The sequence below is a fragment of the Halomonas sp. SL1 genome, assembly GCF_003030865.2.
Lineage (GTDB): Bacteria > Pseudomonadota > Gammaproteobacteria > Pseudomonadales > Halomonadaceae > Halomonas > Halomonas halophila.
The window spans coordinates 115,846-140,102 of record NZ_PYUQ02000012.1 but is presented as its reverse complement, the minus strand read 5'-3'; the positions used below and the strand labels follow the sequence as shown (position 1 = coordinate 140,102).

Annotated in this window: 18 protein-coding genes; 12 read left to right on the top strand and 6 right to left on the bottom strand. The window is 67.5% G+C overall.

Annotation, left to right across the window (positions count from 1 at the left end; genetic code table 11):
• The 5 genes from C9J49_RS06935 to C9J49_RS06915 all read right to left on the bottom strand — a co-directional run.
• A partial coding sequence (locus C9J49_RS06935; RefSeq protein WP_146612967.1) for a retention module-containing protein occupies window positions 1–1,573 on the bottom strand: 1,573 nt, incomplete at its 3' end.
• A 331-nt stretch (window positions 1,574–1,904) separates the two neighbouring features.
• On the bottom strand, window positions 1,905–2,504 hold the full coding sequence (locus tag C9J49_RS06930) for a response regulator transcription factor (protein WP_258393803.1): 600 nt from the start codon (window positions 2,502–2,504) through the stop codon (window positions 1,905–1,907).
• Window positions 2,501–3,928, bottom strand: a complete 1,428-nt coding sequence (locus C9J49_RS06925; protein ID WP_107181457.1) for an HlyD family type I secretion periplasmic adaptor subunit — start codon at window positions 3,926–3,928, stop codon at window positions 2,501–2,503. The genes C9J49_RS06930 and C9J49_RS06925 overlap by 4 nt, the downstream gene beginning before the upstream one ends.
• Window positions 3,925–6,096, bottom strand: a complete 2,172-nt coding sequence (locus C9J49_RS06920; protein ID WP_258393802.1) for a type I secretion system permease/ATPase — start codon at window positions 6,094–6,096, stop codon at window positions 3,925–3,927. The genes C9J49_RS06925 and C9J49_RS06920 overlap by 4 nt, the downstream gene beginning before the upstream one ends.
• A gap of 89 nt (window positions 6,097–6,185) precedes the next feature.
• Complete coding sequence (locus C9J49_RS06915) at window positions 6,186–7,817, bottom strand: TolC family outer membrane protein (protein ID WP_309250817.1); 1,632 nt, start codon at window positions 7,815–7,817, stop codon at window positions 6,186–6,188.
• Window positions 7,818–8,052: 235 nt separating this feature from the next.
• Between C9J49_RS06915 and C9J49_RS06910 the strand changes: the two genes are divergently transcribed.
• The 7 genes from C9J49_RS06910 to C9J49_RS06880 all read left to right on the top strand — a co-directional run bounded on the left by C9J49_RS06910 (window position 8,053) and on the right by C9J49_RS06880 (window position 16,972).
• On the top strand, window positions 8,053–8,334 hold the full coding sequence (locus tag C9J49_RS06910; protein WP_016855562.1) for a hypothetical protein: 282 nt from the start codon (window positions 8,053–8,055) through the stop codon (window positions 8,332–8,334).
• A gap of 121 nt (window positions 8,335–8,455) precedes the next feature.
• Window positions 8,456–9,949, top strand: coding sequence for a tRNA uracil 4-sulfurtransferase ThiI (thiI, locus tag C9J49_RS06905; RefSeq protein ID WP_107181459.1), 1,494 nt, complete (start codon window positions 8,456–8,458; stop codon window positions 9,947–9,949).
• A gap of 135 nt (window positions 9,950–10,084) precedes the next feature.
• Window positions 10,085–12,214, top strand: a complete 2,130-nt coding sequence (locus C9J49_RS06900) for a bifunctional diguanylate cyclase/phosphodiesterase (protein WP_181454255.1) — start codon at window positions 10,085–10,087, stop codon at window positions 12,212–12,214.
• 209 nt (window positions 12,215–12,423) lie between these two features.
• Window positions 12,424–14,460 carry a methionine--tRNA ligase gene (gene metG / locus C9J49_RS06895; protein ID WP_107181461.1) on the top strand — a complete coding sequence of 679 codons (2,037 nt, stop codon included), beginning with the start codon at window positions 12,424–12,426 and terminating at the stop codon, window positions 14,458–14,460.
• Between the two features lie 7 nt (window positions 14,461–14,467).
• Window positions 14,468–15,499, top strand: coding sequence for an RnfABCDGE type electron transport complex subunit B (locus C9J49_RS06890; RefSeq protein WP_046078147.1), 1,032 nt, complete (start codon window positions 14,468–14,470; stop codon window positions 15,497–15,499).
• 17 nt (window positions 15,500–15,516) lie between these two features.
• Complete coding sequence (nth, locus tag C9J49_RS06885) at window positions 15,517–16,152, top strand: endonuclease III (RefSeq protein WP_107181462.1); 636 nt, start codon at window positions 15,517–15,519, stop codon at window positions 16,150–16,152.
• A gap of 55 nt (window positions 16,153–16,207) precedes the next feature.
• Window positions 16,208–16,972, top strand: a complete 765-nt coding sequence (locus tag C9J49_RS06880) for a YdcF family protein (RefSeq protein WP_107181463.1) — start codon at window positions 16,208–16,210, stop codon at window positions 16,970–16,972.
• Window positions 16,973–16,990: 18 nt separating this feature from the next.
• Here the strand turns inward: C9J49_RS06880 and C9J49_RS06875 are convergent, their stop codons facing one another.
• Entirely contained in the window at window positions 16,991–17,668 is a 678-nt protein-coding gene (locus tag C9J49_RS06875; RefSeq protein ID WP_107181464.1) for a glutathione S-transferase family protein, read from the bottom strand.
• A gap of 142 nt (window positions 17,669–17,810) precedes the next feature.
• Here C9J49_RS06875 and C9J49_RS06870 point away from each other — a divergent pair, with 142 nt between their 5' ends.
• The 5 genes from C9J49_RS06870 to phnD all read left to right on the top strand — a co-directional run bounded on the left by C9J49_RS06870 (window position 17,811) and on the right by phnD (window position 24,224).
• Window positions 17,811–18,197, top strand: a complete 387-nt coding sequence (locus C9J49_RS06870; protein WP_107181465.1) for a response regulator transcription factor — start codon at window positions 17,811–17,813, stop codon at window positions 18,195–18,197.
• Window positions 18,194–20,260, top strand: a complete 2,067-nt coding sequence (locus C9J49_RS06865) for a 3'-5' exonuclease (protein WP_107181466.1) — start codon at window positions 18,194–18,196, stop codon at window positions 20,258–20,260. The genes C9J49_RS06870 and C9J49_RS06865 overlap by 4 nt, the downstream gene beginning before the upstream one ends.
• Complete coding sequence (locus C9J49_RS06860) at window positions 20,257–20,445, top strand: hypothetical protein (protein ID WP_107181467.1); 189 nt, start codon at window positions 20,257–20,259, stop codon at window positions 20,443–20,445. The genes C9J49_RS06865 and C9J49_RS06860 overlap by 4 nt, the downstream gene beginning before the upstream one ends.
• A complete protein-coding gene (locus C9J49_RS06855; RefSeq protein ID WP_107181468.1) occupies window positions 20,442–23,189 on the top strand; it encodes a sensor histidine kinase in 2,748 nt (915 codons plus the stop codon). Before C9J49_RS06860 ends, C9J49_RS06855 begins: the two co-directional genes overlap by 4 nt.
• 69 nt (window positions 23,190–23,258) lie before the next feature.
• On the top strand, window positions 23,259–24,224 hold the full coding sequence (gene phnD, locus C9J49_RS06850; RefSeq protein WP_081945872.1) for a phosphate/phosphite/phosphonate ABC transporter substrate-binding protein: 966 nt from the start codon (window positions 23,259–23,261) through the stop codon (window positions 24,222–24,224).
• Window positions 24,225–24,257 lie beyond the last annotated feature (33 nt).

Here is a 24,257-nt window from a genome sequence, read left to right as displayed (position 1 = left end):
CCGGGGCGTTGTCCTCGATGTCCACGGTCGGCGGCGCGTCGGTGGCGCCGTTGATGGTCACCGTCAGGGTGGCGGTGCTGGTGTCGCCGTCGGCGTCGGTCAGCGTATAGCCGAAGGTCTCGCTCAGCGTCTCGCCGTCGTCCAGGGCCTGCACGGCGCTGTTCGAGGGATCGACCTGGTAGGACCAGGTGCCGTCGCCGTTGTCGACGAAGGTGCCGTACTGGGCGGCGGCCACGTCGTCGGCGTCGAAGCTGACAGCGCTCGGCGCGTCGGCGCCCTGGCTGTCGTTGGTCAGCACGTTGCCGGTGGCCGGTGTGTTGGCGTCCTCCTCGACGCTGGCCGCATCGTCGTCGGCCTCGGGCGCGGTGTCCTCGATGCGGATGTCCAGGCTGTCGCGGGTCGACTCGCCGGCCACGTCGGTGACCTGGAGCGCGAAGCGGTCGAGGATCTCGCCGTCGCGGTGGTCCTCGGCCTCGCCGTCCTCGGTGTAGGCGTAGCTGAGGGTGCCGGTGCTAGCGTCATAGCCGGTGATCGTCAGCGTGCCTTCGGCGCCGGGGATGGTGATCGGGTTCTCGGCCGTCGCCGCGGTGATATCGGTGTCGTTGACGGTCACCCCGGCGATGCCGGCCTCGGCGGCCACGGTGGCGCTGCCGGTGACGGTGTGGCCGCTGGCCTCGACCACGCTGTGCTCGGCGCCGTCGACGTCCGGGGCGTTGTCCTCGATGTCCACGGTCGGCGGCGCGTCGGTGACGCCGTTGATGGTCACCGTCACCTGGGCAGTGTCGTTGCTACCGTTACCGTCGGTGACTTCATAGGACAGGGTGCCGGTCGCTGTCTCCCCTTCGTCGAGGGACTGGAACACATCGCCTGGGTCGAAGCTCACGGAGCCATCACTACTCACCGCGATAGTCGCGGTCACCGACGTGCCGTCCGGCATGGTAAAGACGACATCGCGAGGACCGGGGTCCCCCACGCTCAGGGCATCGCCATCCGGATCGGTATCATTGAGCAGGACATTGGCGTTGCTCAGCGGAGCACTCTCGCCGGTGAAGAAGGCATCGTCGGCGGCCGCTACCCCGGCATTTGTGGACGCGGCATCGCCAGTTACGCCACCTTCGCGTGTTTCCACATTCGATGCCTGCAACCCGGGAAAGTCGAAGGCCAGCGGATCGACCTGCTCGCTGATACGGGCCAGACGAACGAAGTCATGGCCGCCACCACCTTGGGCGCCACCATTACCGGCGGCAGGATCTTCCAGATCTTCCAGCAGGTCCCCGCTACCCTGGTCGATAGCGGTCAACAGGGCTTCGAGGTCACCATCCAGAGCGCTGGACTCCTCGCCGGGAACCGGCAGATCGGCATCCAGCTCGGGCGTCATCGCCACGGCCTCGCCACCGCCGATGGTGGTGGGGCCCAAGGCATCGCCAAAGTCGAGTTCCACGGTGGCGCTGTCGCCAGTCACGAGCGTCTCGCCTTCCCTCAGTGTGTCACCCTCATGGAGCTCACGCAGGTTGCCCTGGCTGTCTCTTGCCCAAGCTTGACCTGTAACGGAAACGACGGTGGCGATGGCCATGGCATGACTCCTTGTGCACGAATGCGTAGACCCGCACGTTCAACGCAGACGGTCTAACGAGAGACTTAATACTAAAACGGTACATCCCTCATCGACATTGTACCGATGGACAAGGGGATGCTAGGACGAGAAGCCGAGATGAAATGGCGAATTCATATCAAAAGGAGCAGCGTGGCGAGACGCCAGGCAACGACACGACGGGATCGGCTGCGCCCGGCTTTCCAGGCGACGACCCGGCAGGAGCCGGGGTGCTGCTGCAACTCGCCGAGCGTTAGACGCGAGCTCACATAGGCCGGACGACCCGCGGAAGCTGGCACGACGTCGAATGCGTCTACTGCTGAGACAGCTTGAGGATCAGCTGCATCCGATCTCGAATGCCCAGCTTGCGAAAACTGGCACCAAGGTGCGCCTTGACGGTGCGCTCGGTAATACCGAGCAGACGCGCGACGGCCTTGTTGCTGTTACCCTCCGCCACGGCCAGGGCCACTGCACGCTCCCGATCGGTCAAGGTGCTCAGCGTCCCGCTCGAAAGCCGGGTTTCACCGCCGAGCGCCCGAAAGGCACCGCCCACCACCTGAGCCATGAAATCGGGGCCTACCCAGATCCCCTGGTTGGCGGTGACCAGTGCCACCTGGCGCAACAGTTCAGGCGTCGACAGCACATGAGCATACCCCCGTGCGCCTGCCTCCAATGCACGCCTTGCCTCGCGGGAATCCGGCGCCGAGCTGAGCACGCTGACAATGGCACCACGGCCCGACAAGGCCGTCACCAGCTCAGGCCACGCCTCGACGTGGGTGACGACCCACGCCTGCATTTCCGCCGAGGCAGCCGCAATGGCGCCAGACTCATCCAGGCATTGAGCATCGGGAAAGGCCTCTCGCCAACGCGGCATCGGCGCCGGCTCCCGACATACGAAACGCTGCTCCATCATCGTTCTCCCAGAGCCTCTTGCCATGTCCTGAGGACTGGCTTGAGCAGGTACTGCATTACCGTACGCTTCCCGGTCAGGATGTCCACCTGAGCCGTCATGCCCGGAATCACGTCCAGAGCCGCGCGGCCATTGTCTTCCTCAACGCTCCTGACCTTGACCAGGTAAAACGTGTTGCCATCGTCATCGGTGATGGTATCCGGGCTGATATGCACCAGCTCGGCCTCGAGCCCGCCATAGATGGCAAAGTCGTAGGCCGTGAGCTTGATGGTGGCGGGCTGCCCGGGTCGCAGGAAAGCGATATCCTGTGGCGCGATACGCGCCTCCACCAGCAGGGTGTCATCGGTCGGCACGACTTCGACCACCTCTTGCCCAGGCTGGGCCACGCCGCCGATGGTGTTGATGCCCAGGCGCTGCACAATGCCATCCACCGGAGAGCGAATTTCCGCCAGCCGCACCCGGTCCTCAAGCCCGGCACTCGACTCATCGAGCGCTCCAAGATCGGCCAACGTACTCGATAGCTCGTTGCGCCACTCGTTACGGGCGTCTATAGCAACCTCGCGAAGTTTCGACTCGGCCTCCTCGATGGCGGACTGTAAGCGCTCCACCTGTGCGGCCGCTTGATCGCGCTGGCCACGAGCCTGGGTCACGTCCCGCTGCAGGCGAAGCACCTCGACCTCGGAGACCGCCCCCGAATCCAGCAGCGGCCGAGTGAGATTCAATTCCCGGGCGGCCATGCCCAGCTCTCGATCGGCGGTATCCCGCCGAGACTGGGCCTCGTCGAGCTCGGCACGGCGCTGGGTCAATTGCTCCTGAAGGATCTTCTTCTGCTCCTCCAGGGCCTCGAGATTGCTGCGATAGAGCTCGCGTTCCTGAGCCACGATATCCGGAGCCTTCTCGACCAGCGACGGCGAAGGGGCGAACGCCGATTCCGACACCAGGGCGCGCAGACGCTCGGCACGGGCTTCAAGCGCCTCAGCCTTGGCACGGTTCTCGCGGAAATTGGCCAGGAAGCGTGTCGGGTCGACCCGCATCAATAACTGGCCCTTCTCCACGCGCTCGCCCTCGGCCACCAGGATGTCCTGGACCACCCCACCATCGAAGGACTGAATCTTCTGCAGCTGGCTGGAGGGAATGACCCGCCCTTCCCCGCGCGTCACCTCGTCCAGAGGGGCGAAGGCCGACCAGACGATCAGGGCCGCCACCGCGAGCGCGACGGTATAAAGCAGCAACCGAGCACGCAGCGGGTCCTGCTGAAGCCGCGCCCAGTCGGCATCGCTGGCCCAATCGCGATCCATGTGCGCCGAGGTGACGCGTCGCGCGAAAAGACGGTCGATGAAGGGACGAAACGCCTTCCCTCCCGTCTCGGAGAAGCGCCCGATCGCCTCGAAGCCTCGCTGTTCCGTGGTGCGGGAGTGCTGGGTCATGACTCGGCCCTCCCGATCTGGCCCTTGCGCAAGGCCTCGATGACTTGGTCCCTGGGCCCATCGGCCATCACCGTGCCCGCGTCGATGACCACGATGCGATCGACCAGCGACAGGAGTGACGTACGGTGGGTCACGATAAGAATCGTCTTGCCCTGGCCAACCTCCTTGAGGCGGGCCTTGAGCGCCTCCTCGGAGGAGTGGTCCATGGCGCTGGTGGGCTCGTCGAGCAGCAGAATCCGCGGCTCGTGCACGAGCGCACGAGCGATGGCCACCTGCTGCCGCTGCCCACCGGAGAGACGCTGCCCCCGCTCGCCGACCTGGAGATCGATGCCGTCGGGATGCCCGTCGACCAGGGCATCGAGCCCGCTGAGGCGAATGGCGCGCAGCAGCGACTCATCGTCGACAGCGTCGCTGCCGGAACCGGCCAGAATATTGTCACGCAGCGAACCGTGGAACAGCATGACGTCCTGGGGCACATAGCCGAAGTGGCGTCGCAGCTGGACAGGGTCGAACTGGTGAACATCCACCCCGTCCAGGCTCACCGCCCCGGCGGAGGGGTCGTACAAGCCCAGCAAGAGCTTGTGCAGGGTAGTCTTGCCACACCCCACGCGACCCAACACCGCCACTTTCTCGCCGGCGTCCAGGGTCAGCGAGACGTCCCTCAGCGCCTCGCGCTGCTCGTCCGGATAGCGGAAGGTCACATGGTCGAAACGCAGCTCGCCACGCACCACGGGGCGATCGATGAAGGATTTCGCCTCGCCACGTTCCACCGGCAGCTCCATCAGGCCATCCAGCGACTGCATGGCCGTGGCTGCCTGATGATACTGGGCCAGCAAGGCGGCGGCCTGACTCACCGGCGCCATGGCTCGTGACGACAGCAGGTACGCGGCGATCAGGCCGCCCTGGGTCAACTCCCCTTCGATGATCAGGTAGACGCCCGTGATCACGACCGCCACGGACACGCTGTGCTGTGCCCAGAGCGCCACGTTGCTCACCGACGAGCTGACCATGCGCAGCTGGGCGCTGGTGCGCGACAGGAAGGCCGAGGCCCGCTCCCAGATCCCCTGGACGCGACTCTCCCCCCTCAGGGACTTGAGGGTCTCGAGCTGAGAGATCGACTCGATCAGCGTCGCATTGCGCTGGGCGCTTGCGCGCCAGGTCGTCTCGGAAAGCTCGTGCAACTTGCCCTGCGCCGCCAGGGCATAGAGCAGCACGAAGGCGATGCCGACCAGCACCGGTATCACCAGTGGCGGGCCGATCAGCGCAATGATGGTGGCAAACAGCAGCACGAAGGGCAGGTCGACCACGCCGACGACCGTAGCCGAGCCGATGAAGGACCGCACCGACTCGAAGGACTGCAGCGTGGAAGCGAAGGAGCCGGTGGACGTCGGACGCGACGACAGGCGCAGCCCCAACACCTGGGACATCAGCCTCGACGAGAGCTTGACATCGGCCCGGCTCGCCGCCAGGTCGACGAAGGCACCGCGCATCAGACGCAGCGCCAGATCGAAGCACAGCACGATGAAGACACCCACCGCCAACACCCACAGCGTCTCGGTGGCGTGATTGGGCACCACGCGATCATAGACGTTGAGCACGAACAGCGGCATGCCCAGGGCAAAGAGGTTGATGACCACTGAACCGGCGATCACATCGCGATACAAGCGACGATTTTCCCGGATGACGCCCCAGAACCAGTGTCGGCCGCGCTGTCGAGTGACCTCCGGCCCACGTGCATCGAAGCGAAACCGCGGACGCACGTAGATCGCCTGCCCGCTGTAGCTCGACTGGAGCCCGTCCAGATCGACCTCGGTTTCCGCCTCGCCGAGTTCGGGAAAGATCACCCGGGCACGCCGAGCCTTCAAGTCCAGCGCCAGCAGCACGCAGGCCCGTCCCGGCTCGAGCAACAACACCACGGGAAACAGCGCCGGATTGAGCTGGACCAGGCGCGACTTGGCCATTCGCGCCGACAGGCCGGCTCTCGAGGCCGCGCGGGGAAACACGCCTGGCGTCAGGCGTCCCTGTTCCAGCGGCAGGCCGGCCGTCAGTGAATCGGCACTGACGTCATGCCCGTGCACCAGAGCAATGCTCTGAAGGCATTCGAGCAGCTCATCGCGGACGGCGGACCGGGCGCCTTGGCCTTCATCGAGTGCTTCACGTTGAGTCAACACATACCCCTGCTGTCCTTGCGAACTGGAGACAGAACCGGCTCAGACGCCTTTCCCCGACATAACAGGACGTCGAGGCACATACCGGCTCACTGAACGGAGGCGTCGGAAGAGCGCGTCGCGGGCGCCGTGATGCCACCGGTGAAATCGGACAGAGTGTAACCGCTCGGCCCGGGTGCCGGGCAGAGCGTCTCGGGATCCAGGCTCACGCCGTCGCTGCCCAGCTCGGCCAGGGTAGGCATATCATCGCGACGCACGTCCAGCACGTGCATCAACTGCCCCGTGGCGGCCAGGGTACGCGCATCTGCCAGCGACACGTCGTACTGCGCATTGACATAGGCCCGGCTGGCCTCGAAGTACTCATTCTCGGTATCCAGGACATCCAGCAGGCTGCGTTGACCGATATCGAACTGCTGCTGATAGGCGCCCCGCACGCGATCGGTGGAGAGCCGGTGCTGGTTGAGGTACGCGAGCTGCTCGCGAAGGCGCTGGGTGTCGTTGTAGGCAATCTGCGTCGTCTGGCGCACATCGACACAGGCCTTCTCGCGAAGATTGACAGACTGTTCGACCCGCTCGCTGGCGGCACGGAAACTGGCCAGGTCGCTGCCACCGCGGTACAGGTTCATGCTCGCCACCAGCTCGATGCTACTGCGATCCTGGCGCCCCTCCGAGTTCAGCGAGGAACCGCTGTCACTGTCCTTGTAGGTACCGGTGCGAGCGACCAGGTCGAGCTGGGGATGGAAGGCCGACTGAGCGGCTCGCCGCTCGGCGCGAGATGCGGCAATGTTCTCGACGGCGGCATGGAACTCCGGGTTTCCCTGGAAGGCCATCGTCAGCGCCTGAGACACATCGCCAGGCAGCCGGTCGCCAAAGGCCGGCACCGGTGCCAGGGAGGCCGAGGGCAGCTCGCCGACAATACGCTGGAAACGTGCCGTCACATCGTGCAGGTTCGCGGCCTCGGTCATCAGGTTGGACTCGGCCAAGGCCAGGCGCCCGCTGATCTGCTCGAGATCAACGCCGCGTCCGGCCCCCGAAAGCGTTCGTTGCTCGATCTGGTTGAACACTTCCAGGTGCTTGCGATAGCTCTCCTGCGCCAGGCGCACCAGCTCCCGATAGCGCTGCACATCGAGGTAGGCCCGCGCCGCTTCGAGCGAGGTCTGCTCACTGGCGTCGAGCAGTTCGTAATAGCGCACCAGCTGGGCGCGATCGAGTCGTTCCACCTCGCTGCTGGTGGCAAAGCCGTCGTAAAGCATCTGGGTCAGCGTCAACTCGGCATAGTCGGTGTCGTAACTCCCACGTCCATCGAACTCACGATCCTCACGCCCCACTCCTGCGCTGACATCGAGACTCGGCAGATAGCCGCCCCAGGCCGCACGCCGATCATGGCCCGCGGCCTGAAACGCCTGCCATGCCGCCTGTACTTCGGGATTGGTGGAGATGGCCCGCTGGGCAACATCCTGAAGGCTCGAAGACCCGGGCGACATCAAGCCCTGCGGCAACGACTGGGCCACCGCAGCGGCGAGGGGCATCAGCGACAGGCCGGCGCCAACCACGAGATCACGTACCAGACGACCGCGACCATGGCGGGACGACACGGAATAGCGAGGGCACTTCATATCAACTCCCTTGATCGGAATGGGCGGTGGTACGAACGATCGGTTTGCCGTCTTCTCGCCCCGGGGCCGCCGGTGGCACAGGTGCGACAGGATCACGTCCCTCATGAGATTACATGAGCGGAAAGTACCAGCACATATTAGTTATCAGAAAAGGCAGTTACAGACAGTAACAGAACTGATCGCACTTGACAGCCGGGGCACTCAATATGCGAGTAAGCGATTGCTGATCTTATGTGTGTGCCTTTTCCTACCTCAGTGTCTCGCGGTAGCGCTCTCACGGCTCGCGGCAAACATGGTATCGTCGCCATGAACGAGTATCGGCCCGCACAAGGAGAACGGCATGTCCTCATCGGAAATTCAAAAGACTCGCGTCATCAATGAGCTACGCAGTTTTATCAAGAAGCTGCTGCAGGATCCCAAGATTCTGGAACAGTCCCTGACGATCGCCCGCGAGCGCCTCGGCGAGGGCGACCAGACCCAGGTCATGGCCCAGATCGCCAACGAGATTTCCGACACCACCAGCGTGCACATCCCGGAAGATCCCAAGGAGCACTCCGAGGCCGACCGGCTGTTCCTGGAACTGCTCAAGGAAGTGGTGCGGGAGGAGCAGGCCCTCTACTGAGGCCACTCCGCATCGGGTCGAGGGACACTTCCGCGACATCGCCTCCCTCGACCTGCGCGCCTTCCCCCCAGCTGGTACAATGCGCGCCCTTTTTCCACGCCTCGCTTCAACGCCGCCTCGCATGCTCTATCTCCTCAAGCTTCACCCCGAGATCACCATCAAGTCCCGTTCGGTACGCCAGCAGATGACGCGCTGCCTGACGGCCAATATCCGTAACACTCTGCGTCGCCTGGACGACCGGGTGCGGGTCAAGGATCAGTGGGACGCCATTCGGGTGCGCCTGCCGGAAGGCCTCGGTGACGACACCACGGCCGCCATCGAAGACAGCCTCACCCGCATTCCCGGCATCCAGCAGGTGCTGGCCACCGAGGAAGTACGCTTCGAGTCGCTGGAACAGGCCGCCGAGCATATCGTGCCGCTATGGAGCCCGGTGATCGCCGGACACAGCTTCCGGGTTCAGGCCAAGCGCCGCGGTGAACACGACTTCACCTCGGCGGACATGGAACGTTACCTCGGCGGCCGCCTGCTGGAAGCCACCCCGAATGCCCGCGTCGACCTCAAGCACCCCGAGGTGGTGGTGCCGGTGGAGCTCAACGATCGGCGCCTGCAGGTGATCCGGGCACGCTGGAAGGGACTCGGCGGCTATCCGCTGGGCGTGCAGGGTCAGGCCCTGGCGCTGATGTCCGGCGGCTTTGACTCCCCGGTGGCGGCCTGGAAGATGATCCGCCGCGGCGTGAAGACCCACTTCCTGTTCTTCAACCTGGGCGGCCCGGCCCACGAGGCCGGCGTGCGCGAGGCCAGCCACCATCTCTGGTCACGCTACGGCGTCTCTCACAAGGTGAAGTTCATCTCGGTGCCCTTCGATGGCGTGGTGGGCGAGATCCTGCGCACCATTCCGGATGGCCTGATGGGCGTGGTGCTCAAGCGGCTGATGATCCGCGCCGCCAACCGCATGGCGCAGCGGCTGCGTATCCCGGCACTGGTCACCGGCGAGGCCATCGCCCAGGTCTCCAGCCAGACCCTGGCCAACCTGGCGGTGATCGACGACGTCAGCGAGCGACCGATCCTGCGCCCGGTGCTCACCGACGACAAGCAGGACATCATCGACCGGGCACGGCAGATAGACACCGCCCGCATCGCCGAATCGATGCCGGAGTATTGCGGCGTGATCTCGCGGCGACCGCACAACAAGGCGCCGCTGGACGACGTGCTAGCGGCCGAACGCGACTTCGACGACCGGGTGCTCGACGACGCCATCGAGGCGGCGATCATCAAGCGCATCGATGAGGTGCTGGAGCGCGAGCCTGCGCCGACCGAGGTCGCCACGGTGAAGACGCCCGAGGAGCTCGCCGGGCTCGACACGCCCTGCATCGTCGACATTCGCCGTGCCGACGAACGCGAGGCCGCGCCCCTGGCGCTGCCCCAGGAACTGGCACAGGTGCCGCTGATCGAGATTCCCTTCTACGAGCTGCAGGACCGGGCCCCCGAGCTCGATACGGACCGGCACTATCTGCTGTACTGCGACCAGGGCGTGATGAGCCGCATGCAGGCGCTCCACCTCGCCGACCGCGGACTGCATCACTTCGGCGTCTATCAGCACCGTCCCGACGCCTGAGGTCCCGCTCCCGACGGACATTCGCTCTATTTTCCTAGTCGTCGATGGAGCGATCTCCTACTCGAGACCGAGGCAGGCCACGCGGCATCCCACTATAGTGAGGGCACTTCACTCCGTGGGTTGCCTGATATGGATATGGGTTCCAATCCGCCGACCAGACGTCACCCGCTCGTTCACCTCGCCGAGACGCTCGAGACGCTCGAGGCATCCGCGGAACAGGGCGAATGGCGCGACGACGTACTGGCGCTGGTCGAGCGACTGTTCGGTCATGCCCCGATCATGATCGACGGTTTCGATGAACAGGGGCACTGCATCCTCTGGAACCATCAGTGCGAACGGGTCTTCGGCTGGACGGCCGATGAGGTGATGAACCACCCCGCCCCCCTGACGCTCTTCTACCCCGACCCGGCAGAATATCGGGCGGTCGTGGCCGGCCTGTCGTCCGGTGACGGCTCGCGGTTTCGGGAGTGGACACCGACGACCCGCGAAGGACGACGACTCACCACCCTGTGGGCCAACGTCGCCCTGCCGTGCGGCGGCATGATCTGCATCGGCCACGACATCACCGAACAACGCCAGGCGGAGAACCAGCGGCGTCTCGCCGCCAGCGTCTTCGATTCAAGCTCCGACGCCATCATGATCACCGATGCCGAGCGGCGCATCTGCGACACCAACGCTGCCTTCACTCGCATCACCGGCTATACCAGGCAGGACGTGCTGGGCCTGACCCCCGGCATGCTGGGCACCGCACAGCACAACGCGGAAACCTACGAGGCGATCTGCCGCCACCTGGACGTGGAAGACAGCTGGAAGGGCGAGATCGTCGGTTACCGGCGCAACGGCGAGGCCTACCCGCTCATGCTTTCGGCCTCTGTGGTACGTGACGACCAGGGCCGGACACTCCACTACGTCGCCACCTTCTCCGACATCACCCATCTCAAGCGCCACCAGGACGAACTGCGCCACCTGGCACGACACGACGTGCTGACCGAACTGCCCAATCGCCGCCACTTCGCCGAACACCTCGCGGACGCGCTGCCACGGGCCCGTCGTGACGACACGCTGCTGGCGGTGTGCTTCCTCGATCTGGACGGCTTCAAGCCGATCAATGACCGCCTGGGCCATGCGGCTGGCGACCAGGTGCTGATCACGATTGGCCAGCGATTACGCGATGCCATTCGCGCCGACGATGTGCTCGCCCGGCTGGGCGGCGACGAGTTCGCCCTGCTGCTGACCGACCTGGAAGACCGCGAGGAATGCCTGCGGATCGTCGAGCGAGTCCGCTACCTCATCGCCAGGCCCATCCCCCTGGACGACTCATTGGTACGCATTTCCACCAGCATCGGCATCACCCTGTTTCCACAGGACGATGCGGAGGCGGGCATCCTGCTGCGCCATGCCGATCAGGCCATGTATTGCGCCAAGCGCGGCGGCAAGAACCGCTATGCCCTGTTCGATCCCGAAGAGCGCGAGGATTCGTCGCCCGGCCGCCGGCGCCTGGACCGCCTCGAACAGGCCTTCCGTGACGACGAGTTCCGGCTCCACTATCAGCCTAGGGTCAATCTGCTCAGCGGTGAGGTCTGTGGTCTCGAGGCCCTGATTCGCTGGGAGCATCCCGAGCATGGACTTCTGGAACCCGATGATTTCCTGCCCCAGCTGCTCGGCAGTCGTCTCGAGGCGCCCCTCGGCGACTGGGTGGTCGAACGGGTCCTGCATCAGCTCGCGGACTGGCAGCGCCAGGGGCTCGCCCTGCGCATCAGCTTCAACGCCAGCGCCAACGATCTGGCCCTGCCCGAGTTCTGCGATCGGCTGACGGCGGCTCTGGCGCGCTACCCCAGGCTGGACCGGCGTCTGCTGGAGATCGAGTTCCAGGAAAGCGCCGCCGTGGCGGATCTCGACGCCATCACCCGTACGCTCCAGCATTGCCGGCACTCGGGCCTGTGCATCGCCCTGGACGACTTCGGCACCGGCTACTCGTCGCTGGCGCATCTGCGTGAGCTGCCCATCGACGCCCTCAAGATCGACAAGCGCTTCGTCGGCGCCATCCTGAAGGACGAACGCGACGCCGCCCTCGTCCAGAGCATCATCCAGATCGGCGCACGACTCGGGCTCGACGTGATCGCCGAAGGCGCCGAGTCACCCGCACACTGCCAGCGTCTGCTCGAGCTGGGCGCCTCCCAGGCCCAGGGCTATGCCATCGCCCGCCCCATGCCCGCCGAACGCATCCCGCCCTGGCTGGCGAGCCGGGCCAAGGGGCCTCACTGACCACCCCGCTCACGCTCGACACGCCATCCCCCCCGCCTCCTGGAGGCCCGGCCCGAGCCCGAGCCGGCAAGGGCCCGGGCGGATGCAGCCGGCGAGGAAAATGCTACAATCCGGGCCTGATTTCACGGATATCCGCATGACGGCCTCGACTTCGCCCAGGCGTCGAGTCGGCCGCCGTGCTCCACGTCTACGGGAACCTCTGAGCCACCATGTCGAACATCGCCCCGCGCAAGATCCTGGTCACCAGCGCCCTGCCCTACGCCAACGGCGCCATCCACCTGGGCCACCTGCTGGAATACATCCAGACCGACATCTGGGTGCGCTTCCAGAAGAGCCGCGGTCATGACTGCCACTACGTCTGCGCCGACGATGCCCACGGCACCGCCATCATGCTGCGCGCCGAACAGGAGGGCATCACCTCCCAGGCGCTGATCGACCGCGTCAGCCAGGAACACCAGGCCGACTTCTCGCGCTTCGGGGTGGCCTTCGACAACTATCACTCGACCCACTCCGAGGAAAACCGCCACTTCAGCGAGCTGATCTACACCCGGCTGCGCGATCAGGGGCACATCGCCACCCGCGACATCGAGCAGATGTACGATCCGGAGAAAGGGCTGTTCCTGGCCGACCGCTTCATCAAGGGCACCTGCCCGAAGTGCCAGGCCGACGACCAGTACGGCGACAACTGCGAGGCCTGCGGGGCCACCTACACCCCGGCCGAGCTGATCGACCCGGTCTCGGCGATCTCCGGTGCCACCCCGGAAGTCCGCAGCTCCACGCACTACTTCTTCAAGCTGCCCGACTTCGCGGCCTTCCTGCAGGGCTGGATCAACGACGATCACGTCCAGCCGCAGATCCGCAACAAGCTGATGGAGTGGTTCGAGTCGGGCTTCAACGAGTGGGACATTTCCCGAGACGCGCCCTACTTCGGCTTCGAGATCCCCGACGCTCCGGGCAAGTACTTCTATGTCTGGCTGGATGCCCCGATCGGCTACCTGGCCAGCTTCAAGAACCTCTGCGAGCGCGAGGGTCTCGACTTCGACGCCTACTGGCGCGAGGATTCCGACGCCGAGGTCTATCACTTCATCGGCAAGGACATCGTCTACTTCCACGCGCTGTTCTGGCCGGCCATGCTGCACGGCGCCGGCATGCGCACGCCGACCGCGGTGAACTGCCACGGCTTCGTCACCGTCAACGGCGCCAAGATGTCCAAGTCGCGCGGCACCTTCATCAAGGCCGCGACCTACGCCGAACATCTGAACCCCGAGTACCTGCGCTACTACTTCGCCGCCAAGCTCACCGCTGGCGTCGATGACCTGGACCTCAACCTCGAGGACTTCGCCCAGCGCGTGAACTCGGACCTGGTCGGCAAGGTCGTCAACATCGCCAGCCGCTGCGCCGGCTTCGTCAAGAAGCTCGGCGGCGGCAAGCTCTCGGCCCACTGCGCCGAGCCCCAGCGCGTCGCCCGCTTCGTCGCCGCCGGCGACGAGATCGCCGAGTCTTTTGAGGCCCGCGAGTTCGGCCGCGCCATGCGCAAGGTGATGGAACTCGCCGACGAGGCCAACACCTACATCGCCGAGGCCGAGCCCTGGGTGCTGGCCAAGCAGGAAGGCCGCGAGCAGGAAGTGCTCGACATCTGCTCGGTGGGCATCAACCTGTTCCGCCAGCTGATGGTCTACCTGGCCCCGGTGCTGCCCGAGATGGCCGAAGGCGCCCGCGCCTTCCTGAAGCTCGACTCCCTCGACTGGGACAGCCGCCAGGAGCTGCTGGTGGACCACGAGATCGCCAAGTTCAAGCCGCTGATGACCCGGGTCGAGCGTGACCGCATCGACGCCATGATCGAGGCGTCCAAGGAGGATCTGGTGGAAGAACAGAAGCTCAAGGACACCCCCAAGGGGCCGCTGGCCGATAATCCCATCGCCGAGACGATCGACTTCGGCGACTTCGCCAAGGTCGACCTGCGCATCGCCCGCATCGCCAAGGCGGAATACGTCGAGGGCGCCGACAAGCTGCTCCAGCTGACCCTGGACCTGGGCGGCGAGACGCGCAACGTCTTCGCCGGCATCCGCAAGGCCTACGCCCCGGAGGCCCTGGAAGGTCACCTGACGGTGATGGTCGCCAACCTCGCGCCGCGCAAGATGCGCTTCGGCGTCTCCGAAGGCATGGTGCTGGCCGCCGGCGATGACGACGGCATCTACCTGCTGGAGCCCCACTCCGGCGCCCAGCCCGGCCAGCGCGTGAGCTGATCCGGGCATGACGCAGCCCGCCCTGATCGAGGCCGTCGACGCCGCCTTGCCGCAGACCCAGTGCGGCAAGTGCGGCCACGACGGCTGTCGTCCCTACGCCGAGGCCATCGCGGAAGGCGAGGCGATCAACCGCTGCCCGCCCGGCGGCCAGGCCACCGTGGTGCGGCTGGCCGAGCTGACCGGTCGTACCGAGGTGCCGCTGGAGCAGCCCGCCCAATCGCCGCTGGTGGCGCGGATTCGCGAGGCCGAGTGCATCGGCTGCACCAAGTGCATCCAGGCCTGCCCGGTGGACGCCATCCTCGGCGCCGCCAAGCACATGCACACGGTGATCGAGGCCGAATGCACCGGCTGTGAACTCTGCGTGGCCCCCTGCCCGGTCGACTGCATCGACCTGCTGCCGCATCCGCACTGGCAGGCCGCCGACGGCGAGGCCGAGCAGGACGCCTACCTGGCTCGGCGCGCCGAGCGCGGCCGTCGCCGCTTCGAGGCGCGCAACGATCGTCTCGTCCGCGAGGAAGATGCCAAGCGAGAGCGGCGGCGCAAGCGCAGCGCCAGACAGGCCGCGCCGGCCCGGTCGCCCCATCAGGCCCAACCCCAGGCGCCCACGGCGACGCAGCCCCAGGCGCCGGCAGCGTCCTCCAGTGCCCTGCGCGCCAGCCGGGTCAGCCTGGTCGCCAGCCTCAAGCGACTGGATCGCCAGCGCCAGGCGAGCGATCTCGCGCCCGACAAGCGCGACGAGCTCGACCGTCGCGACACGGAGCTTCGCCAGCGCCTGGCCGACATCGATCGTCAGCTCGATGCGACCGACGGCTCCCAGCCCGCGAACGACGATGTGGGCAAGAGCGCGCGGCAGACCGAGCGTCAGCGCCGCTTCGCCGTCAACGCCGCCGAACAGGCCCGGCGCCGCGCCCGCCAGCAGCTGGCCCACGCCGAGCGCCAGCGCGACGACGCGGGCATCGCCGCCGCCCACGAGCAGATCGAGCGCGCCGAGCGCATGCTCGCCGAGGCGCGTGCCACCCTCGGCTCCGCCTCCCACTGATCACTGTCGCCCACGCTATGAACGCCCAGAAACGCCACGAGATCTTCGCCCGCCTGCGCGAGCACAACCCCGAGCCCACCACCGAGCTCAACTGGTCGACGCCCTTCGAGCTGCTGGCCGCGGTGCTGTTGTCGGCCCAGGCCACCGACGTGGGCGTCAACAAGGCCACCGACCGGCTGTTTCCGGTGGCCAACACCCCGGCGGCCATCCTCGAGCTGGGCCTCGACGGCCTGAAGGAACACATCAAGACCATCGGCCTGTACAACACCAAGGCCAAGAACCTGATGAAGACCTGCCGCATCGTGGTGGAGCAGCACGACGGCGAGGTTCCGCGTACCCGCAAGGCGCTCGAGGCACTGCCAGGCGTCGGCCGCAAGACCGCCAACGTCATCCTCAACACCGCCTTCGGCGAGCCGACCATCGCCGTGGACACCCATATCTTCCGGGTCTCCAACCGCACCGGCATCGCCAAGGGCAAGGACGTGGTCGAGGTGGAGCAGAAGCTGCTTCGCCACGTCCCCAAGGCATTCCGCCAGGACGCCCACCACTGGCTGATCCTGCACGGCCGCTACACCTGCGTGGCCCGCAAGCCGCGCTGCGGCAGCTGCGTGATCGAGGATCTGTGCGAATTTCCGGACAAGGTGGACCTGTAGGCGCTCTTCACCCACCGCCCAACGCGCCGGACATGACCGGCGAGGGAGACGCTGCATGGCCCTGCTCGAGTCGCTGTTGCTGCCTCCGCTGCTCAACGCCTGGCTGATCCTGGTCGGCGGCCTGCTGTGGATGCGCCTGCATGTGATCGGCGGGCTGCTGGTCGCGCTGGGCCTGGGCAGCCTGATCGTGCTCGCCACACCGACGGTCAGCCATGCCCTGCGTCAGGGGCTGGAGCCTCAGCCGCTTGCCGTCAGCGCCCTCATGGACGGTGCCCTGGGGGAACGAGCAAGCGCCATCGTGATTCTCGGCGGCGGCCGTGACTACGACGCCCCCGAATTCGGCTGGGGCGACGCCCCGTCCAACGCCAGCTGGCGGCGCCTGGCGTACGGTGCCTGGCTGCATCGCCAGAGCGGCCTGCCGATCCTGGTCAGCGGCGGCCGGGTCCATGACGAACACAGCGCCGAGGCCAGCCTGATGGCGGCCGCCCTGCGCGAGGTGTTCGACGTGCCGGTCCGCTGGCGGGAAGGCGGCAGCGCCAATACGGCGGACAACGCGCGGCGAAGCGCCGAGATGCTCACCGCCGAGGGCATCGACCAGGTCGCGCTGGTGTCCCAGGCCTGGCACCTGCCCCGGGCCACGGCCGAGTTCGAGCGAGCGGGCCTTGCCGTCACGCCGGCCCCCACCGAGTTCGCCAGCCCGCCCCCCGAGGGCCTCGCGGCCTGGCGCCCCAGCGCCTACCACCTGCATCAGAGCGCCCGCGCCCTGCACGAATGGCTGGGACGCGGTGAAGGATGGCTCAAGGCCAGGCTCCTGCCTTGAATCGCCCGCCCCGGGCCCTTACCCCAGCGAGAACTCCCCGCCGCGCTCGATCGCCTTTCGATACCCCCGACGCTCGCGGCAGCGGGCCAGGAAGTCCTGCAGCCGGGGCGCCGACGCGAGCCCGCCGCGCCCCTCGAGCGCCAGCACCGGGAAGCTCATCTGGATGTCCGCCGCCGAGAAGGCCTCGCCGGCGAACCAGGTCGAGGCGTCAAGCTCGGCCTCCCAGAAGTCGCGCAGCTCGGTGATGCGCGGCCCCAGGAAGTTCTGCTCCACGCCCTTGGCGAACTGCCGCCCCAGCGGCCGCACCAGGGCCGGCACCGGCGGCTTGCCGAGGCGCGAGAACACCAGCCGCATCACCAGCGGCGGCATCGCCGACCCCTCGGCATGGTGCAGCCAGAAGCGATAACGCTCGCGCTCATCGCTGCCGACGGGCGGCGCCAGCCGGCCGTCGGCATCGTGATGCTCGAGCAGGTATTCGATGATCGCCCCGGACTCGGCAATGGCCCGCCCGCCCCGCGCTTCGTCGGTGATCACCGGCGACTTGCCCAGCGGATGCACCTCTTTCAGTGAGGCCGGGGCCAGCATGGTCTCGGGATCACGCCGATAAACGACCAGCTCATACTCGACACCCAGCTCTTCCAGCAGCCACAGCACGCGCTGGGAACGCGAGTTCTCCAGATGATGTACGCGAATCATGAGACGCTCTCCCTGTCCTTTCGTGAGTCGCCAGTGTAACGGGCTTGGCCCAAGGTCGTCTTTGCCACCTCAGGAGCCCTCTCTAGACTTGGAGACACAGGGATTTAATGCGTCGTGCAACGGGCGTCACGGGGAGGACGGCATGCGCAAGGTGCTGGTAGTGGACGACGAGCCCAATATCGTCCTGTCGCTGGAGTTTCTGATGCAGCAGGCCGGCTTCGAGGTGGTGACCGCGGAGGACGGCGAGACGGCGCTGGCCCGCGTGTCCGAGACGCGACCGGATCTGATGCTGCTCGACATCAGCCTGCCGGGCATCGGCGGCTTCGACGTACTGGAACGGCTGCGCGCCGATCCCGACTTCGCACGCCTGCCGATCATCATGCTCACCGCTCACGGGCGTGAGGTGGAACGCGAGAAGGGCCTAGCCCTGGGCGCCGACGACTACATCACCAAACCCTTCTCGACCCGCGAGCTGGTCGAGCGGGTCAAGAGGCTGCTGGCCGACGCCGGACGGGAGGGCGAACCATGACCCGCCGCCGTCCCGGTCCGCCTCGCCGGCAAACCCTGATCGGGCTGTGGCTGCTGCTGAGCGGCGTGAGCCTGCTGGGCGGTGCACTCTTCGCCCTGTGGCTCGACGGCCTGCTGGCCCCCGAGGGCCTGGCCCGCGGGGCCCTGTGGGCCGGCAGTTTCTCCGGCGGCGGCACCATCTTCCTGGTCGGCCTGATCCTCGAACGGCGGCTGTTCATGCCGCTGCGGCATCTGCAGGTGCAGCTGGCACGCCTGGTGGCCAACCCCGATGCCGTAGACGACTATCCCCCGGAGGGTTGGCTGCGCGGCCTGGGGCCCGACCTGGTGCGCATCCGCGAGGCCTGGCGCGACGATCGTGCCCGGCTGGGCAACGCCCGCGCCGAAGGGGCGCGCAGCGCCGCCCGCATTCGCCAGGAGCTCGAGGCCCTGCTGCAGGTGCTGGACACGCCGCTGCTGCTCTGCGATCGCCATCGCCGGCTCCTGCTGTTCAACCCCGCCGCCGAGGCCCTGTTCGCCGATGCCCCCGGCCTGGGGCTCGGCAAGCGACTCGACACCCTGCTACCCGCCGCCAGCCTGCAGGAGGCCCTGCGCCAGCTGCCCGAAGACGCGACGCCCAGGGACGTGCTGGTCCCCTGCGGCGAGCGCTGGCTGCGCGCGACCCTCAGACGCATCCCCGAGAGCCAGGGCGAGACCCTGCTGACGCTGGTGGATGCCACGGCCAGCTGGCACAACGAGCTGGGCGCCGGTGCGGCCCTGGCCGAGCTGCTGCCCGCCCTGCGCCGCCATGGCGCCGGCTTGACCAGCGCCGCCGATGCCCTGGGGCACCTGCGGGGCACCGATAACGACGCCCTGCGCCAGCGCCTGTCGGGGGTGGTCGAGGAGGAAGGGCGCGGGCTGGCCGAAGGCCTGGAGCGGCTGGGTGAAACGCTCGACGCCCAGCAGCGCCGGGCCGAGCGTCTGTCCCCGCTGTGGTCCAACGATCTCTGGGCCGGCCTCGTCGAACGCCTGCCTGCCGGCGGCCCGACCCTCACGCCCATCGGCATGCCGGCCTGGCTCAAGGGCGATGCCCCGGTGCTGCTCGAGGCCCTGCACAGACTGCTGACCCGGCTGGCCGAGCGCACCGGCGAGACCCGCTTCGACGGCGAGGTCTGCCTGGGCAACCAGCGCGCCTACCTCGACCTGTGCTGGCAGGGGGCAGCGCTCAGCGAACGCGAGCTGTCGGCCTGGCGAGGCGAACGCCTCGAGGCCCTGCCGCTGGCCCCGACTCTCGGAGAGGTGCTCCGCCAGCATGCCAGCGATGCCTGGAGCCTGGCCGATGAAGACGGCGTTCATGCCCGCCTTCGGCTGCCCCTGCCGGCGCTGGAGCGAGTGGGCGCCCCTCGTCCGGCTCCACCGCCTCGCCCCGAGTTTCATGACTTCGGCATCGCCGAGCTGCCACCGCCTGACGCCGAGCTCGCCGCCCGGCCGCTGCGGGCGCTGGAGATCGTGGCCTGCGATACCGAGACCACCGGCCTGGAGCTGCGCCGCGGCGACCGGGTGATCAGCATCGGGGCCTGCCGCATCGTCAACGCGCGGCTGCTGGCCAGCGAGACCTTCGACCTGCTCATCGATCCCGGCCGGCCGATTCCGCCGGCCAGCACCGCCATCCATGGTCTCACCGACGCCGACGTCACCGGCGCCCCGCCCGCCGCCGTCGCCCTGCCGCGCTTTCGCGACTACGTCGGCGACGCCGTGCTACTGGCCCACAACGCCGCCTTCGACCTGCTGGCCCTGCAGCCATCGGACGGCGGCGTCTCCCTCGACATGCCGGTGCTGGACAGCCTGCTGATCTCGCGCGGTCTGGACCCCAGCCTCGACGGCCATGACCTGGATTCCCTGGCCGAACGCTACGGACTCGCCTTCCCGCCGGGCAGCCGCCACACCGCGCTGGGGGATGCCCGGGTCACCGCCGAGCTATGGCTGGCCCTGCTGCCGCGCCTCGAGGCCCGGGGCATCGACACCCTGGCGGCGGTACTGGCCCTGCAGGCGAGCGCCTTCGATCGGGAGGACGCCAGCGCTTCATGATGACGTCACGCCGCAAGGAGCGCCTGATCGCCCTGATCATCCTGGCGACGCTGCTGTTCACGCCGCCGCTGCTGCTGGTCACCGAGCGCCTGGGCCCCGGCGCCCTGACGCTGTATGTCTTCCTGGTCTGGGCCGCGGTGATCGCGCTGGCGGCCTGGCTGCTGGAAGGCGGGCATCGGGAATGAGCCTGCGCGGCGAGTGGACCGTGCTGGGCGTGGCCTTCGGCTATCTGGCGCTGCTGTTCGTGATCGCCGCCTGGGGCGACCGTCGCGCCGAACGCGGCCGCTCCGTCATCGGCTCGCCCACCATCTATGCGCTGTCGATCGCCGTCTACTGCACCGCCTGGACCTTCTACGGCAGCGTCGGCCGGGCGGCCGAGACCGGTCCCAGCTTCCTGCTGATCTATCTCGGCCCGACGCTGGCCATGCTGCTGGCGCCCTTCGTGACCCGCAAGATGGTGCGCATCGCCCGCGCCCAGCGCCTCACCTCGATCGCCGATTTCATCAGCGCCCGCTACGGCAAGAGCAGCGGGCTCGGCGCCCTGGTGGCGCTGATCGCCCTGATCGGCATCACCCCCTACATCGCCCTGCAGCTCAAGGCCATCACCGTCAGCCACGCGGTGCTGGTCGGCTACCCCGAGGCCACCGGCGGCGGCGCCGAGAGCGCCGCCTTCTGGGCCGATAAGTCGTTCTGGGTGGCGCTGGTGCTGGCGGTCTTCATCATCCTGTTCGGCACCCGCCACCTGGACGCCAGCGAACGCCATGAGGGCATGGTCGCCGCCATCGCCTTCGAGTCGCTGGTCAAGCTGGCGGCCTTCCTGGCGGTCGGCGCGTTCACGGTCTTCGTGCTCTACCGCGGCCCCGGCGAGCTGTTCACCCGGGTCGCCGAGACCCCGGACCTGCTCGGGGTGCTGGGCCTGGCCGCGGTACCGGGCGGCGCCCTGGGCTGGGTGGGCACCCTCGCCCTGGCCTTTTTGGCCTTCCTCGGCCTGCCACGCCAGTTCCAGGTGATGGTGGTCGAGAACGTCGACGAGCGACACATCATCCGGGCGACCTGGCTGTTTCCGCTGTATCTGCTGGCGATCAACCTGTTCGTGCTGCCCATCGCCCTGGCCGGCCTGCTGGGCGATGCCGGGGGCGATCCGGACAGCTTCGTGCTGACGCTGCCGCTGGCCACCGGCGCCGAGGGGCTGCCGCTGCTGGTCTTCATCGGCGGCCTGTCGGCGGCCACGGGCATGATGATCGTCGAGACTATCGCGCTGTCCACCATGGTCAGCAACCAGCTGGTGATGCCGCTGCTGCTGCGCGCCCGGCTGCTGCCCCGCGGCGGCCAGGGCGCGCTGGCCGGCTGGATGCTCGGCGTGCGGCGTCTGGCGATACTGGCCATCCTGCTGCTGGGCTACGGCTACCATGCGCTGGTGGGGGACGCCTACAGCCTGGTCACCATCGGCCTGGTGTCCTTCGCCGCCGCGGCCCAGTTCACCCCGGCGCTGCTGATCGGCCTCTACTGGCGCGGCGCCAATCGGCTCGGCGCCGGGCTCGGCCTCACGGCCGGCTTCATCGTCTGGGCCTGGACGCTGCTGATCCCGGGCTTCGCCCAGTCCGGCTGGCTCGACGCCGGTTTCCTCACCGACGGCCCGTTCGGCATCGCCTGGCTCCGGCCCTATGCGCTGTTCGGCCTGGAAGGCTGGGATATCTACACCCATGCGCTGCTGTGGAGCCTGGTGGCCAATGTCGGCCTACTGGTCGGCGTCTCACTGTTCACGCGGCCGTCGGCGCTGGAACAGACCCAGGCCGCGCTGTTCACCGAGGCGCTGCATCCGCGCCTCGACCAGGCCTCGCTGGGGCATGCCGGCCACACGCCGCGCGGCGAGCTGCGCGCCCTGCTCGACCGCTATCTGGGCGCGGCCACCACCGCCCGGGTATTCGCCGAAGAACCCGATCAGGACGACCGGCACCCCGCGTCGCCGGCGCTGGTGGCGCGGGGCGAACGGGCGCTGGCCGGGGCGCTGGGCAGCGCCTCGGCCCGAGTGCTGATCGACTCGGTGGTGCGCGGCGAAGCCCTCGACCTGCCGGCGCTGCTGAGCGTGCTCGATACCACCTCCGAGACGCTGGAGATGAACCGCCGCCTCGAGCAGAAGTCCCGCGAGCTCGAGCGCACCGGCGAGGCGCTGCGCGAGGCCAATGAACGGCTGCGCGAACTCGACCGCCTCAAGGACGAGTTCGTGGCCATGGTCAGCCACGAGCTGAGGACGCCCTTGACCTCGATCCGCGCCTTCGCCGAGATCCTGCGCGATCATCGCGACCTGCCCGACGACAAGCGCGAACACTTCCTCGAGGTGGTGGTACGCGAGAGCCAGCGGCTGTCTCGACTGATCGAGGAGATACTCGACCTGGCCCGCCTCGAGAGCGGCCGACTGACGCTGCATCCCGAGCGGCTCGATCTCGCCGAGCTGGCCCGCCGAGGTGTCGAGGCGGTGCAGCGCCCGCTGGAGGAGCGCGGCATCACGCTGGAGGTGGCCCTCGAGGTGGACGCCGCGCCGGTGATCGGCGACCCCGACCGGCTGGAACAGGTGGTCATCAATCTGCTCGACAACGCCGGCAAGTTCGCCGACGGCGCGTCCCCGCGCGTGCGCCTGGCGCTGACCCACTACAAGCGCGGCTTTCGGCTGGCCGTGGAGGACAACGGCCCCGGCATCGCCGAGGCCGAGCGCGAGCGGGTGTTCGAGAAGTTCCACCAGATCCAGCACCAGGACGACGGCGCGCCCCGCGCCCGCCCCCGAGGCAGCGGGCTGGGCCTGCCGATCTCGCGCGGTATCGTCGCCCATCTCGGCGGCCGGCTGTGGGTGGAAGACGCCCCGACGCTGGGCGGCGCCTGTCTGCTGATGGAGCTGCCGGAGGCACCGGCCATGTCGCCGACTCACGACTGACATGCTGCTGTCACAGTAACGTTACACCCTGTGTCCTGACTCACGTCTCTCCTCACACAGGTGATTCCCATGCAGCTCATGTCTCGCTCTTTGCTCGTCGGCGGCGTCGCCGCCACCCTCGCCGCCGGCATGTCACAGGCACAGGCAGAATTCTCCCTCAGTGATCGCTTCCACGATGCCGATGGCGACCTGGTGGCCGACATTCCCGAGGACGCCTCCCAGTGGCGCGATCCCGATACGCTGGTCTTCGCCTATACACCGGTCGAGGACCCCGCCGTGTATGCCGAGGTGTGGGATGGCTTCCTAGAGCACATGGAGGACGTCACCGGCAAGAAGGTGCAGTTCTTCCCGGTGCAGTCCAATTCCGCCCAGATCGAGGCCATGCGTGCCGGCCGCCTCCACGTGGCCGGTTTCAACACTGGCTCCAACCCGCTGGCCGTCGCCTGTGCCGGCTATCGCCCCTTCGCCATGATGGCCGCCGAGGACGGCAGCTTCGGCTACGAGATGGAGATCATCACCCACCCGGGCTCCGGCATCGACGAGGTGGAGGACATCCGCGGCAACACCCTCACCCACACGTCGGAGACGTCCAACTCAGGCTTCAAGGCGCCCACCGCGCTGATGGCCTCGGAGTTCGGCATGGTCTCCGGCGAGGACTACGACGTCGACTTCTCCGGCAAGCACGACAACTCGGTGCTGGGCGTGGCCAACCGGGACTACGCCGTGGCCACCGTGGCCAACTCGGTCAAGAACCGCATGATCGATCGCGGCGTGATCGACGCCGACCAGATCGAGGTCATCTACCAGTCGGACACCTTCCCCACCACCAGCTATGGCACCGCCCACGACCTGGCGCCCGAGCTGCAGGAAGCGATTCAGGAGGCCTTTTTCAGCTTCGACTGGGAAGGCAGCGCCCTCGAGGAGGAGTTCGGCCGCAACGGCGAAGAGCAGTTCATTCCCATCACCTTCCAGGAACATTGGGCGGTCATTCGCCAGATCGACGAGGCCAATGGCGTGGAATACGCCTGCCAATGAGCCTCGTGACCGGCCGGGCGTGGGCGGAACGTC